Source organism: Gemmatimonadaceae bacterium (genome assembly GCA_036496605.1).
GTDB lineage: Bacteria > Gemmatimonadota > Gemmatimonadetes > Gemmatimonadales > Gemmatimonadaceae > AG2.
In genome coordinates this window covers 1-14,414 of the sequence record DASXKV010000045.1, presented here as the reverse complement: position 1 = coordinate 14,414, position 14,414 = coordinate 1, and the positions used below count along the sequence as shown (strand labels likewise).

Genomic DNA, 14,414 nt, shown 5'->3' with positions numbered 1-14,414 from the left:
CTAGCCCCTAACCTCTAGCCCCTAGCCCCTCTCTCTTTGCGCGTCTGGCCTGGACAACCCTACCCCCTCGGTGCGACGTGGGACGGCGAAGGCGTCAACTTCGCCATCTTCTCCGAAAACGCGACCGGCGTCGAGCTCTGTCTCTTCAATCACGAAGACGACGCCACCGAGAGCGCGAAAATTCAAATCCGTGAACAGACGGACCAGGTGTGGCATTGCTATTTGCCAGACGTGCGACCCGGACAGTACTACGGCTATCGCGTGCACGGACCGTACAACCCCGAAGAGGGACATCGCTTCAATCCCGCGAAGCTGCTCATCGACCCGTACGCGAAAGCCATTACCGGCTCGATCAGATGGAGCAACGCCGTCTTCGCGTACAAAGTCGGCGGTCCGAAGGAGGACCTCGAGCCCGACCCCGACAACAGCGCCGGGCGCGTGCCGAAGTCGGTCGTCATCGACAACGCGTTCACGTGGGAGAACGATCGCAGTCCGAAGACGCCGTGGAATCGCACGGTGATCTACGAGTGCCACGTGAAGGGCATGACGATCAAGCATCCCGACGTGCCCGAGCATCTGCGCGGAACGTTCTTGGGGTTGGCCGCCGACGCGATGCTCGACTATTTTACGTCGTTAGGCATCACGGCAGTGGAGCTCCTGCCCGTACACCAGTTCATCGTCGACCGGCATCTGCCTGAAAAGGGCCTGACGAATTACTGGGGCTACAACTCGATCGGCTTCTTTGCGCCCGACGTGCGCTACGCGACGCGCGGACTCGGCAATCAGGTCTACGAGTTCAAGTCGATGGTCAAGACGTTTCACACGGCTGGCATCGAGGTGATTCTCGACGTGGTTTACAACCACACCGGCGAAGGGAACCATCTCGGGCCGACATTGTCGCTCAAAGGCATCGACAACGTCGCGTATTACCGGCTGGAGCAGAACAAGCGCTTCTACACCGACTTCACCGGCACGGGCAACAGCCTCAACATGCGTCACCCACGCACGATCCAACTGATCATGGATTCGTTGCGCTACTGGGTGGAGGAGCTGCACATCGACGGATTCCGATTCGATCTCGCGCCCGTGCTCGCGCGCGAGCTCCACGAGGTCGATCGGCTGTCGTCGTTCTTCGACATCATCCACCAGGATCCAACGTTGGCGACGGTGAAGCTCATCGCCGAACCGTGGGACGTCGGGCCGGGCGGCTATCAGGTCGGCAACTTCCCGATCCGATGGGCCGAGTGGAACGGGAAGTATCGCGACGCGATCCGACGCTTCTGGCGCGGCGACAAAGGGGTGGTGCCCGAGCTCGCGTCGCGTCTCACGGGGTCGAGCGACATCTATCAGTGGAGCGGGCGCGACGCCTACGCGAGCGTGAATTTCATCGTCGCCCACGACGGCTACACGATGTCGGATCTCGTGAGCTACGAGCAGAAACACAACGAAGCGAACGGCGAGAACAATCAGGACGGGCACAACGACAACCTCAGCCGCAATTGGGGCGTCGAGGGGCCGACGGAAGATAAGCGTATTCTCGACACGCGCTTCCGTCTCATGAAGAGCTTCCTCGCGTCGCTCGCGTTCTCGCAGGGCACGCCGATGATCGCGCACGGCGACGAGATCGCGCGCACGCAGCGGGGCAACAACAACGCGTATTCGCAGGACAACGACATCACCTGGATCGATTGGACGAGCCTCGATGAGCGCCAGCGCGATCTGCTGGCGTTCGCGCAGCGCGTCATCTCCATTCGCCAGAACAATCCCGTGCTCCGCCGACGACATTTCTTCCACGGTAAGGATCCGAACTCATCGTCGGGCAAGGACGTGATGTGGATCCGCGCGGATGGCCAGGAAATGCAACAGGGTGACTGGCAGAACGACGACAATCACCTGCTCGGAATGCTGATCAGCGGTCAGGCAACCGATGAGACCGATGACAGGGGTCGCCCGATTCGTGGGGACACATTATTGCTCATCTTGAATGGCGGCGAAGGTGACTGCCGCTTCACGCTGCCGCACGTGCAGGAGCAGGGCTTCTGGATCACATTGCTCGACAGCGCTCATTCGGAGTGCCATGGTCCTCAGGACGGGTCATCGGTGGTGGTGGCCGCGCACTCGCTGCTGTTGCTGCGTCATGGGACTGAACGCCGGCTCGGCGCGACGCCTCCCGAAGGGGAGCCCGCGGTGCCGGCGCGCGATGCGAGCGCTGCCTAACGGGAGCATCCGGCGAGGAGACGAGAGATGAGCCCCGAACCCAGAGACGACGAGAAGGACCCGCGCGAAAGTCCGCCACCCGACCGCGAGCGACCGCGTGCACGCTCGCCGAAAAGCGGCAAAAGCAAGTCGAGCCGCGCGGCGGAAGCCAACGCGCCAGAGACTACACCGCGTGGTGATTCAAAGGAGAAGAGCGACGCGTCCCGACGTGAGGCAGGCAGCAGTTCCACCGCGGAGCGTCCGGCGCGTGTGGCTAAGAAAGCGACGGTGCGCGTCGCACCGAAGAGAGCGAGCGGAGGCATGCCCGAAGACCAACACGACGAGCTCCCACCGCACGGTGACGCATTGCTCACGCGCGTGGAGGAACCGGCTGCGAAGCCGGCGAAGCCACCTCGCGGGCGCTCGACCGGCGGCAAAGCCGCCTCGTTCGCCGCGCTGCTGCCGGCCCCGGGCGATCTCGGCCGTCTCCTTGCCGGCGAACACTCGCAGCCCCACGACGTCCTCGCCGCGCACACGGTGACCGTCGCGGGCACGAGCGGCGTCGTGATTCGCGCGCTCATGCCTAACGCGATCGCCGCCGAGGCGGTGCTCGATGTGGGCGGAGTCATAGTCCCGCTCGACACGACGGCGACAGGACTCTCGAACCTTTTTTGCGGGTTCATTCCCGGCGCGACATTGCCGTTGCGATACCGGTTGCGATTCCATTTTGCGGACGGAGCGGTCTGGGAGCGCGAGGATCCGTATCGGTTCTTGCCGACGATCGGCGACGTGGACCTTCACCTCTTCGGCGAAGGCACGCACCGGCGTCTCTGGGAGAAGCTCGGCGCGCACGTTCGCACGATGGAGGGCGTCGAAGGGACCAGTTTTGCGGTCTGGGCGCCTAACGCCAAACGCGTCAGCGTCGTCGGGGATTTCAGCGGCTGGGATGGACGCATCTTCCCGATGCGCTCCATGGGCGGCTCCGGAGTGTTCGAGGTGTTCGTCCCGGAGATCAGACCTGGGGCGTTGTACAAGTTCGAAATGCTGACGACCGAAGGCCTCATCCGCGTAAAGAGCGATCCCTTCGCGTTCAAGCTCGAGCAATACCCCGGCACCGCGTCGATCGTGCAGCAAGAGGGCGCGTATCAGTGGGCCGACAGCGACTGGATGATGCGTCGCGACAACAAAGGACATTGGGATGTACTCCACGAGCCGGTGCTGATTTACGAAATGCACCTCGGCTCATGGGCGCGCGTTCCCGAAGAAGGGCACCGACCGCTCACGTATCGCGAGATTGCACCGCGCCTCGCCGAACACGTGAACCGGCTCGGTTTCACGCACGTCGAGCTGATGCCGGTGATGGAGCATCCGTTCTACGGTTCGTGGGGCTATCAGGTGAGCGGCTACTACGCGCCGACGTCGCGCTATGGCACGCCCGACGATTTCCGGTTCTTCGTCGATACGCTCCATCAGCACGGCATCGGCGTCGTTCTCGACTGGGTGCCGGCGCACTTTCCGAAGGACGACTACGCACTCCGTCGCTTTGACGGAACGGCGCTCTTCGAGCACGCCGATCCGCGGTTAGGCGAGCATCCCGATTGGGGAACGCTCATCTTCAATTACGGTCGCAACGAGGTGAGAAATTTCCTCGTTGCCAATGCGCTCTACTGGCTCGAGGAGTTCCACGCCGACGGCCTGCGGGTCGACGCCGTCGCGTCGATGCTCTATCTCGACTACAGCCGCAAGGCCGGCGAATGGATGCGGAATCGCTTCGGCGGACGCGAGAATCTCGAGGCGATCGAGTTTCTGAAGCAGTTCAACGAGACGATCCGAGATGAAGAGCCGGGCTGCTTCACCGTCGCCGAAGAATCGACGGCCTGGCCGAACGTGACCAAGCCGGCGCCGGAGGGCGGGCTGGGCTTCACGTTCAAGTGGAACATGGGATGGATGCACGACACCCTGGTCTACTTCACGAAGGACCCGGTCTACCGATTCCATCATCACGATCAGCTCACCTTCGCGATGATGTACGAGTACGGTGAGCACTTCCTCATGCCGCTATCGCATGACGAGGTGGTTCACCTCAAGGGTTCGCTGTACAGCAAGATGCCGGGTGATCACTGGCAGAAGCTCGCGAATCTTCGGTTGCTGCTGGCGTACATGCTGACGCGTCCGGGCAAGAAGCTCCTGTTCATGGGAACGGAGCTCGCGACGCCTAACGAATGGGATCACGATCGCAGCCTCGACTGGCACCTGCTCGACGCGCCGGAACGCGCCGCGTACGCGTCGTACGTTGGCCGGCTCGGGCATCTGTATCGCGGTCAGTCCGCGCTCTGGCGTGAAGATCCGAGCTGGGAAGGATTCGGCTGGGTCGACGTCGCCGATCGCGCGAACTCGGTGATCTCGTATGTGCGTCGCGACGGCGAGCGCCACGTGCTGGTCGTGCTCAATCTCACGCCGGTGCCGCGCGAATCGTATCGCATCGGCGTTCCCGACAGCGGCACGTATGTGAAGCTGCTATCGAGCGACGATCAGGAGTGGGGCGGCAGTGGCTACGGGGCCTTCGATACGCTCGAGACGGAGCCGTCGGCGTTCCATGGCTATCCGCAGTCCGTTGCGCTGACGCTGCCGCCGTTGGCAGCGGTGATCATCGGGCCAAGGGGCTGATCCTGGAATTTCGGGATGCAGTTGAGGTCAGGGGGTCACTGACACCACTGACACGGCGCTGACACCACTGACTTACTCCTCAGCAGGGACGGCTCCATGCGGCAAGTAGCAAAGGGTTTTTTGTTTAAATGCCTCGGGAAGTGTGCCGCGGTCAGGGGAGCCTCCCGACGCATTCACAAATTCAAAACGTCCTTGGGCGCGGAGGTATCTCTGTACACGGAGCCCGTCAGCGGTCTCAGGGCCGTGTCAGTGGTATCAGCGGCTCCGCTGACGTCAACCGTTCCCGGAATGTTGTTTCGAGGGTGAAGGTGGCTACGAAAACCAAAGTGTCGGCGGTGCGGCGATTGGCCGACGCGGTCGGGATCGTTCCGAAGTATCTGGACCAAACCGGCACGGAGTGGCGTCAGACGTCGAACGAGTCGCGCGTCGCGCTGCTGTCGGCGATGGGGATCGACGCCTCGACGGAAGCGGCGGCCGACACGGCGCTGCGTGCCCTGCGTCTCGCCGAGCGTCGGGAGCTGATCCCGCCGGTTCGCGTGGTCGAGTTCACCGACGATTCTCCGGTTCGGCACGTCGCGGCGCGATTGGCTTCGCCGCCTAACGCCACCGCGCGGTGGCGCCTCGAGCTCACCCTCGAAACCGGCGAGACGCGAAGCGCCGACGGCGTGTGGCCCGAGGGCCGTTTCGCCGAGCTTTCCATTCCGTGGCCCGACTATCCTGCGCTGGGCTATCATCAACTGCGCCTGACGCTCGACAGCGGTAAGCGAACGACCAGCGCCGAGCAAACGTTCATTGTCGTACCGTCGCGGTGCGTGCAGGCGCGCGATCTGCTCGGCGACCGGCGCGCGTTTGGCCTGGTGGCCAACCTCTACACGGTGCGCAGCGCGCAGAACTGGGGCGTCGGCGACTTCAGCGATCTGAAGCAGCTCATCGAGTGGACCGGTTCGCTCGGCGGCGCCTTCGTTGGCGTGAACCCGCTGCACGCGCTCGCGAACACGGGCGACGGCATCAGCCCGTACAGCCCGGTGAGCCGCATCTTTCGGAATCCGATCTACATCGATGTGAAGGGCGTTCCGGAGTTGCATCGTGCGCCTAACGTGGCGCAACGTCTCGATCACCCGGAGCTCGAGGCCGAGCTCGAGGCGCTTCGGGAGAATCCGCAGGTGCAGTATGCGCAGGTGATGGCGATCAAGATGCCGGTGCTCGAGGAGCTGCACCGCGTTTTCGCGCGCGGCGGAGACGGCGAACGCCGAACTGCCTACGACGAGTTCGTTCGCGCCAACGATCCCGAGCTCACGCGCTTCGCGACCTTCATGTCGATCGCGGAGTCGCGGCGGTCGTGGAATTGGCGCGAGTGGCCCGCGACCTTTCACGATCCGGCATCGGACGCGGTGACGGAGCTCCAGCGGCTGCACGCCGAGGGGATCGATCTGCATCGGTGGATCCAATTCGAGCTCGATCGCCAGCTCGGCGACGTCGCGATCGCCGCGCGCGGCGCGAAGCTCTCGATTGGCCTGTACCAGGATCTGGCGATCGGTACGTCACCAGGGGGCGCGGACACGTGGTCGAATCCGACGCTCTTCGTGCGGGGCGCGAGCATTGGTGCGTCGCCCGATCCGTACGCGGCGACGGGCCAGAACTGGGGGCTCCCGCCGATCGATCCGCGCGCGCTGCGCCGGGATCGATATCGGTATTTCATTCGCCTCGTGCAGAGCGGATTTCGACATGCGGGCGCCCTGCGCATCGACCACGTGATGGGCCTCTTCCGCCTGTTCTGGATTCCCGAGGGGAAGACGGGCAGAGAAGGCGCGTATGTGAGCTATCCGTCGGCCGACCTGCTCGGGATTCTCGCGCTGGAAAGCGTTAGGCACAACGCGCTCGTCGTCGGCGAGGACCTCGGTACGGTGCCGAAGGAGGTTCCACCCGCACTCGAGAAGTGGGGCGTGTTGTCGTCGAAGGTGCTGTACTTCGAGCGAGACAAGCGCGGCTGCTTTTCCGCGGCGGATCGCTACCCGCCGCTCGCGCTGGCGACGGCGAACACGCACGACATGGCGACGCTCGCCGGCTTCTGGCGCGGTCAGGACATCGAGGACCGCGCGCGGGTCGGCTTGATCGCGGACGCGGATGCGAAAGGCAAGGCACAGGCGGAACGCGAGCAGGACAAGGCAGCACTGCTCGAGCGTCTCGTGCGTGAGAAGGTCATCGCGCCGGGGCGTGCGCCTAACGACGCGGAGCTTCGCGGTGCCATCCACGAGTTTCTGTGCAAGACGCCGACGGAGCTCGTCGGCGTCTCGCTCGACGATCTCGCCGGCGAGGTGGACGCCGTGAACGTGCCGGGCGTCGGCCCGGAGAAGCACGCGAGCTGGACGCGCAAGATGTCGATGACGCTCGAGGAGATGAGGACGAGCGAGCAGGTTCGAGCAGCGCTCCGCTGTGCCGATCGTAGAAAATGACCGAGTCGCCACTCGTCACTCGCCGCTCGCGACTCAGCGCGACCTACCGCGTCCAGCTCAACAAGACGTTCACGCTGAACGACGTCCGTCGCATCGTGCCCTATCTCGAGCGACTGGGGATCTCGCACCTTTACTGCTCGCCGATTCTCGCGGCGCGGCCCGGCAGCATGCATGGCTATGACGTCGTCGACCCGACGCGCATCAATCCGGAGATCGGCACGCTCGACGATTTGCGCGCGCTCGCGAGCGAGCTCGAGGCGAAGGGAATGGGAATTCTGCTCGACATCGTGCCCAATCACATGGGCATCGGACCGGCGAATCCCTACTGGGAGGACGTGCTCACGCACGGGCTGCGCTCTCGTTATGCAGAATGGTTCGATGTCGATTGGACGTCGGGGCGGAACAAGATCGTGCTGCCCGTGCTGAAGGACGAGCTCGACGCCGTGCTCGCGCGCGGTGAGATCACCTTCGACGTGAAGGAGAAGACACCACGCCTGTGCTACGGTGAGAGCTCGTGGCCCGTCGATCCCGCATCGATGTCGGACGAGCTGCAGCTCGCACGCTTCGACCCCACCGCGGTCACCGATACCCGGATCTTTCTCTCGGGTGACGACGGGCAGCGCCGATTCCGTGCACTGCTCGACGCGCAGCACTATCGCCTCACGTCGTGGCGTCGCGCGCCCGACGAGATCAACTATCGTCGTTTCTTCGACGTGAACGATCTCGTCGCGCTCAGGCAGGAGGATCCGGTCGTCTTCGACGCGACGCACGACTTTGTGCTGTCGCTGGTCGCCGAGGGAGTGATCGACGGCCTCCGGATCGACCACGTCGACGGGCTCCTCGACCCGTTAGGCTACCTCGAGCGGCTGCGCAAGCGGGTCGAGCATGCCCGTGAAGACGGCGAGACGTTTCCAATCGTCGTCGAGAAGATATTGTCGGCCGGCGAGCAGCTGCGGCGCAGCTGGCCGGTACAGGGGACGACCGGTTATGAGTTTCTCAACGATCTCGAGGACGTCTTTCTCGATCCCGAAGGTTATGCCGCGGTCGAGCGGGCGTATCGCTCGGCGCGGCGCCTAACGACCGCCACCTTCGCCGACGTCGCGTGGGCGGGGAAGGTCAAGATGCTGGACGGCCCGCTGCGCGCCGACGTCACGCGCCTCGTGCGGCCCCTCGCGCCGACGAGCGACGACGCGGATCGAGTTCGAAGGGCGATCGTCCAGTACATTGCCGCGCTGCCCGTCTATCGCACCTACGTGGACGGCCGGTCGGCGACTCCGGATGCGCAGGACGTGGCGATTGTAGATGGCGCGATCCGGATCGCGCGGGAGCGTAACGGCGCGGGGGCGTCGGCGACGCTCGATCTCATTCGCGACGCCATGCTTGGCCGTGCCGGCGAGCCGGCGCTCGACTTCGTGCAGCGTCTGCAGCAGACGAGCGGCCCAGCAGCGGCGAAAGGCGTCGAGGATACTGCGCTCTACATTTACGTTCCACTCGTCTCGCGAAACGAAGTTGGCGGTGCGCCCGACCGGCCGCTCGATGACGCCGTCAGCCGGTTCCATCGCGCGAATGCGGATCGCGCCTGCCACTGGCCCTCGTCGCTCACCTGCGTGAACACGCACGACACGAAGCGCAGCGCGGATTTGCGTGCGCGGCTCGACGTGCTCACCGAGTGCGCGCCGGAGTGGCAGCGCTGCATAACGCGTTGGCGGCGGCTCAACCGGCGGCATCGCGCGACCGTCGGTGGACGCCTCGCGCCAGATACCAACACCGAGTACCTCGTTTATCAAACGCTCATCGGCATGTGGCCCTCGCCGCGACCGGGGCGCCGGGCCGATGACCTGCCCGATCGCGCCTGGCTCGCTTCGGCGCGGGCGCGGCTCGAGCAGTACATGCTCAAGGCAGTCAAGGAAGCAAAGACGCGAACGAGCTGGACCGAACCCGACGCCGCGTACGAAGCTGCGCTCAAGCAATTCATCGCCGCCATTCTCGGCGGTGACGACGATGCGCCCTTCCTGGCCGACGTCGCTCGCTTCGTCGCGAAGATCGCGAACGTCGGGCACTGGAACGCGCTCGCGCGTCTCGTGCTGCAGCTGACGGCGCCCGGCGTCCCCGACACCTATCAGGGCGACGAGCTCTGGACCTTCTCACTCGTGGATCCGGACAACCGGCGCGCTGTGGATTACTCGAGACGAGAAGAGTTGCTCGCGTCGCTGCCGGCAGGATCGCTCGAGTCGCTGCACCCGTCGGACGAGCGCCTCAAGCTCGCGGTGCTGCAGCGTCTACTCAACATTCGACGCGAGCACGCAGCACTTTTTGGTCGCGGGTCCTATGAGCCGATCGAGGTGCGCGGTGCACACGCGAAGCATCTCGTGGTCTTCCTTCGCAGCACCGACGACGCGCAGCTGGTCGTGATCGCGCCGCGCCTCCTCGCCGGAAGCGCGCAATCCGACCGCGTGGCTCCGGATTGGAGGGACACCGAGATTGTGCTTCCAACCGCTGTCCGCACGGGTTCGTTCCGCGACGTCTTACGAGGGGGAAATGTTGATCTTGCGAGCGGCTCGACATCCGGCGTTCGCGGGCACATGTTGACGGTCCTGCCAATGGCCGTATTGCTCAGCCCGTAAGAGTACGACGTCGTTTCTCACCGTTGCATCGATCGTCAAAAGCTGTGTATTACGGAGTCGCCAAACGCGGGATGACCGACGCCGGGTCCCACGATGGCTATGTCGTCGTATTTCAAAGCGCTCAGGGCTCAGGCCGGCACGGCCGATGCGCTGGCACGGATTACTCAACGAGCATCGTTACGATTCATTTGGGACACACACGCTTTAGCCGTCGGGAGGAGGGCATTGCCCAACCGTCGAAGCGTCCATTCGTCCCGGGTGTATAACGATTCGTTGGTCCGATTTACTTGAGACATAAATGACTTTGGTTTCTATAAACTCGACGGTCGCCTATTTCTCGATGGAGATCTGCCTGGAACAGGCAGTCCCCACGTACAGCGGCGGCCTTGGCGTTTTGGCGGGTGATACGCTGCGTTCCGCCGCAGATCTGGCCGTGCCGATGATCGGCATCACGCTGCTTCACCGGAAGGGCTATTTCGAGCAGCATCTCGACCACGCCGGCACGCAGACCGAGCAGCCGGTCGCATGGCGTCCCGAAGATGTCCTCGATCTTCTGCCGGTGAGCGCATCGGTACAGATCGAAGGGCGAACGGTTCGCGTTCGCGCGTGGCGATACATTATCCGCGGCGTATCGGGGCACGAGGTTCCGGTGTTCCTGCTCGACACCGCGGTTCCCGAGAACACGCCGTGGGATCAGACGCTCACCGACTATCTCTATGGTGGCGACAGTCATTACCGGCTGTGCCAGGAGGTCGTTCTCGGCATGGGCGGCGCGGCGATTCTCCGCGCGCTCGGCTACAACGGCGAGGTGCACTACCACCTCAACGAAGGCCACTCAGCGCTCTTGACGCTGTGTCTCCTCGAGTGGCAGCTCGACGGGCGCGCGCGATTCGAGCTCGACGAGTCGGACATCGACGCCGTCAGGCGCCGTGTCGTTTTCACGACGCACACGCCGGTCCCGGCTGGTCACGACAAGTTTCCGGTCGACATGGTGCGCCATGTGTTAGGCGCCGAGCAGGTCGCGCTGCTCGAGCAGGCGCAGTGCATCGGTGAGGGAACGCTCAACCTGACGCACCTCGCGCTTCGCCTCTCGCGCTTCGTCAACGGCGTCGCGATGAAGCATCGCGAAGTGTCGCAGGGGATGTTTCCGAGCTACCCGATCAACTCGATCACGAACGGCGTCCATGCGTCGACCTGGACGTCGCCGTCGTTTCAGGCGTTGTTCGATCGCCGCATTCCCGAGTGGCGCTCCGACAACTACTACCTGCGTTATGCGATTGGCATTCCGCTGCAGGAGATTCGCGCCGCGCACGCCGAGGCGAAGCACGTTCTCCTCGAGGAGATCACGGCGCGCAGCGGCGTCACGCTCGATCCGAAGGTGTTCACGATCGGGTTCGCGCGTCGCGCCACGCCGTACAAGCGCGCCGATTTAGTGATCTCGAATCCCGAGCGCCTGCTGCAGATCGCCGATTCGATCGGTCCGATCCAGATCGTGTTCGGCGGCAAGGCGCATCCGCACGACGTCGGCGGCAAGGAGCTCATTCGCCGCATCCATGAAGCGTCGCTGAAGCTCGCCGACGCGGTGAAGATCGTCTACGTCGAGAACTACGAGATGGAGATCGCGGCGAAGATGGTCGCCGGCGTCGACCTCTGGCTCAACAACCCGATGAAGCCCCTCGAGGCCTCGGGCACGAGCGGCATGAAGGGAGCGCTCAACGGCGTGCCGAGTCTCTCGGTGCTCGACGGTTGGTGGATCGAGGGCCACATCGAGGGCGTCACGGGCTGGTCGATCGGAACGTCGAGCTCAGAAGGCGATCAGTCGAAGGACGCGTCGGATCTTTACCTGAAACTCGAGCGCGTAATCCTGCCGCTTTTTTACGGACTTCCATTCGCTTACGCTGAAGTAATGCGTTCTGCGATCGCGTTGAATGGATCGTTCTTCAACACGCAGCGGATGGTAGAGCAGTACGTGCGCAACGCGTACTTCCCGGCCGGGGCGATGGTCGAAGAAACTGTCGCGTAGAGCGTAGGGATCATCGGGGAATTTCGGGAAAGCGCGTGAGCTCGAGGGTCGAGAAGTGAGTGGTGAGATCCGGCCTACTCCGTGAGGCGTCGCGGGCATCTCACCCCCCGATGGGGGGTGAGATGCGTGAGTGCCACATCGACAAGGCCGGAGCTCACTACTCACGTCTCGCTTCTGGAGCTCGGTCTCGACGCGATTCTCCCGGGATTTCCCGAAGAACCCAGTGTTGCCGCTAGCTGCCCCTCCGGACCCTGCTCCCGCTCGCGCCGCGCACGGAGGTCAGGCTCGTTCCAGCTCTTCCTCGAGCTCATCGGTCTTGCGAACCGCGCGCAACGCGACGCCGCCGGCGATGATCGCGCCTAACGCGATATAGATGTAGAAGGTGTAGAATCGCCACCAGACGAGGGCCGCGGGGAAGGCGTGCGCAGGAATAACTTTGCCTAACGCGGCTCGGAAGGCCAGCTCCACCGCGCCGCCACCGCCCGGTGCTGGAACGACCGCCGCGCCATACAGGAATCCCAGCGGCCAGAGCGCGAGCGGCGCGAGCGGGACCGGCTCCGTCACCGCGGGGAGCACCAGCAACGGCAATACACAGAGTCTCATCGCGACGTGCGTCACCGACGCGAGAAACGCGGCGAGCGCCCACGAGATCTTGACGTTCTGCACGGCGTCGACCGCCATGCGTACGCGCGCGAGCCACTGTCCAATCACGCGCCAGCGTCCGGCCCGAAGGCCGATGCGCTCTGCCCAGCGGGGCGCCGCGTCCCCAACGTGGCGACGGGCCAGCACCACGGCGAGCACGGCAATTCCGAGGACGAAGCCCGCATATACACCGACCACGCCTATGAGTGCGCCGAGAACTCTGCCCGCATTGCGGAAGACGATCGCCACCACGAGCACCACGAACGCGAGCGAAAGCGCCTCGAGCAGCAGCTCGGCGAACAGGACGACGAGTGCATTGGTCGCGACGACTCCCGCCTCGACGAGCACGAGGAAGCGCGCCGGCTCGGCGCCACTTCGAGCGGGAGTGATCGCGCCGCCGAAGTCACCCGCGAGGCTGGTACGTAAGGAAATGCGAAACGGTAACCGGATGCGCACCGCCTTCGCGCTCCACGTCAACTTGAGCGAGCGAGCAACCACCTCCGCGACGACGGCGAGGATCGCCAGGACGTGCGATCGCAAGGGCAAGTTCAGCGATCCCTGATCCCACCACTCGGCGATCATGTACACCGAAACGCCGATCACCGCGGAAAATGAGAGTCCGGTGAGCAGCCAGTGTTTGATCGGCCGTGATCGGGTGGCGGGCGTCACCGGCCGCGCGTCTCGTGCTCTAATCGCAATAGGTGGTGCTGGTGAAGGGACTGGCGAATTCTCCAAGCTCGCACCTCGCGCGTCAACGGAGGGGTGTTCAAGAAGAACGCCACGTTTTGCGCTTTAATGGGCCCGATTTTGCTTTTATAGGGCACCGCTATGAAGCGGGTAAGAACACCGATCCAAGTTCCCGGCGTCGTGACAGCTAGTCGCGACGTACCAGGTGGACATCGCATCGACGTCGAGTTGGCGATGGAGCATGACCGCGTTCCGGGTATTCTCATGATCCCGGATCGTCCGTGGGCGGGCGAAAATCGCAGCGCCGCGGCGCTTCTGCTCCATGGACTGACCTCGCGCAAAGAGCGTATGGCGGAAGGTATTGGCCGAGCTCTGCTCGCGTGGGGTGTCGCGACATTGTCGATCGATTTGCCGATGCACGGCGCGCGTGGCAACGGGATGGACGAAGTCACGCGCAATCCGCTACAGATGATCGCGACGTGGCGCCGGGCGTTGAGCGACGTTCGTGGCTCGTTCGACTACTTGAGCGACGTCGCCGCCGTCGACTCGCAGCGCGTGGCGATCGTCGGTTATTCCCTCGGCGCGTATCTCGCCATCGTCGCCGCGGGTGACGACGCGCGCTGTCGCGCTATTGTGCTGGCATCCGGGGGCGATTTGCCCGAGCAGGTCCCGTTCGAGTCGATCGTCCGCGCCGCGGCGGATCCATTGCGCGCCGTGCGCAAGCTGTGCGGCCGGCCGTTGCTCATGGTAAATGGTCGGTTCGATCGCACGATCAAAGCGGTGCAGGCCGAGCGATTGTTCGAGGCCGCGGGCGACCCGAAGGAGATCCACTGGTATCAAGGTGGCCACTGGCCGCCGCAACCGGCGATCGATTTCGGCGCGCAATGGTTGGCGGAACGGCTGTCGAGCGGCGAATGGAGATTGGCGAGCGGGTAGAGGGCAGAGAGTAGAGGGCAGAGAGTAGAGGGTAGAGGGTAGACGGGCGCATCGAAAAGGGCGCGTCGAAAAGGGCGCGTCGAAAAGGGCGCGTCGAAAAGGGCGCGTCGAAAAGGGCGCGTCGAAAAGGGCGCGTCGAAAAGGGCGCGTCGAAAAGGGCGCGTCGAAAAGGGCGCGTCGAAAAGG

At 64.1% G+C, this 14,414-nt stretch carries 7 protein-coding genes; 6 read left to right on the top strand and 1 reads right to left on the bottom strand.

The genetic code is table 11. From position 1 onward, the window contains the following. Positions 1 to 36 precede the first annotated feature (36 nt). The 5 genes from glgX to glgP all read left to right on the top strand — a co-directional run bounded on the left by glgX (position 37) and on the right by glgP (position 11,963). Positions 37 to 2,217 (top strand): glycogen debranching protein GlgX, encoded by a 2,181-nt coding sequence (glgX, locus tag VGH98_17605; protein HEY2377793.1) that lies wholly within the window; start codon positions 37 to 39, stop codon positions 2,215 to 2,217. A gap of 300 nt (positions 2,218 to 2,517) precedes the next feature. Beyond that, positions 2,518 to 4,863, top strand: a complete 2,346-nt coding sequence (gene glgB / locus VGH98_17600; GenBank protein HEY2377792.1) for a 1,4-alpha-glucan branching protein GlgB — start codon at positions 2,518 to 2,520, stop codon at positions 4,861 to 4,863. A 308-nt stretch (positions 4,864 to 5,171) separates the two neighbouring features. Beyond that, a complete protein-coding gene (gene malQ, locus VGH98_17595; protein ID HEY2377791.1) occupies positions 5,172 to 7,316 on the top strand; it encodes a 4-alpha-glucanotransferase in 2,145 nt (714 codons plus the stop codon). Next, the gene (gene treY / locus VGH98_17590) at positions 7,313 to 9,940 is read left to right on the top strand and encodes a malto-oligosyltrehalose synthase (GenBank protein HEY2377790.1); all 2,628 of its coding nucleotides are present in this window, start codon (positions 7,313 to 7,315) and stop codon (positions 9,938 to 9,940) included. The genes malQ and treY overlap by 4 nt, the downstream gene beginning before the upstream one ends. A gap of 298 nt (positions 9,941 to 10,238) precedes the next feature. Continuing rightward, positions 10,239 to 11,963, top strand: a complete 1,725-nt coding sequence (glgP, locus tag VGH98_17585) for an alpha-glucan family phosphorylase (GenBank protein ID HEY2377789.1) — start codon at positions 10,239 to 10,241, stop codon at positions 11,961 to 11,963. Positions 11,964 to 12,242: 279 nt separating this feature from the next. Here the strand turns inward: glgP and VGH98_17580 are convergent, their stop codons facing one another. Then, a complete protein-coding gene (locus tag VGH98_17580) occupies positions 12,243 to 13,274 on the bottom strand; it encodes a flippase-like domain-containing protein (GenBank protein HEY2377788.1) in 1,032 nt (343 codons plus the stop codon). A gap of 159 nt (positions 13,275 to 13,433) precedes the next feature. Between VGH98_17580 and VGH98_17575 the strand changes: the two genes are divergently transcribed. After that, positions 13,434 to 14,228 (top strand): alpha/beta fold hydrolase, encoded by a 795-nt coding sequence (locus tag VGH98_17575; GenBank protein ID HEY2377787.1) that lies wholly within the window; start codon positions 13,434 to 13,436, stop codon positions 14,226 to 14,228. Positions 14,229 to 14,414: the final 186 nt, after the last annotated feature.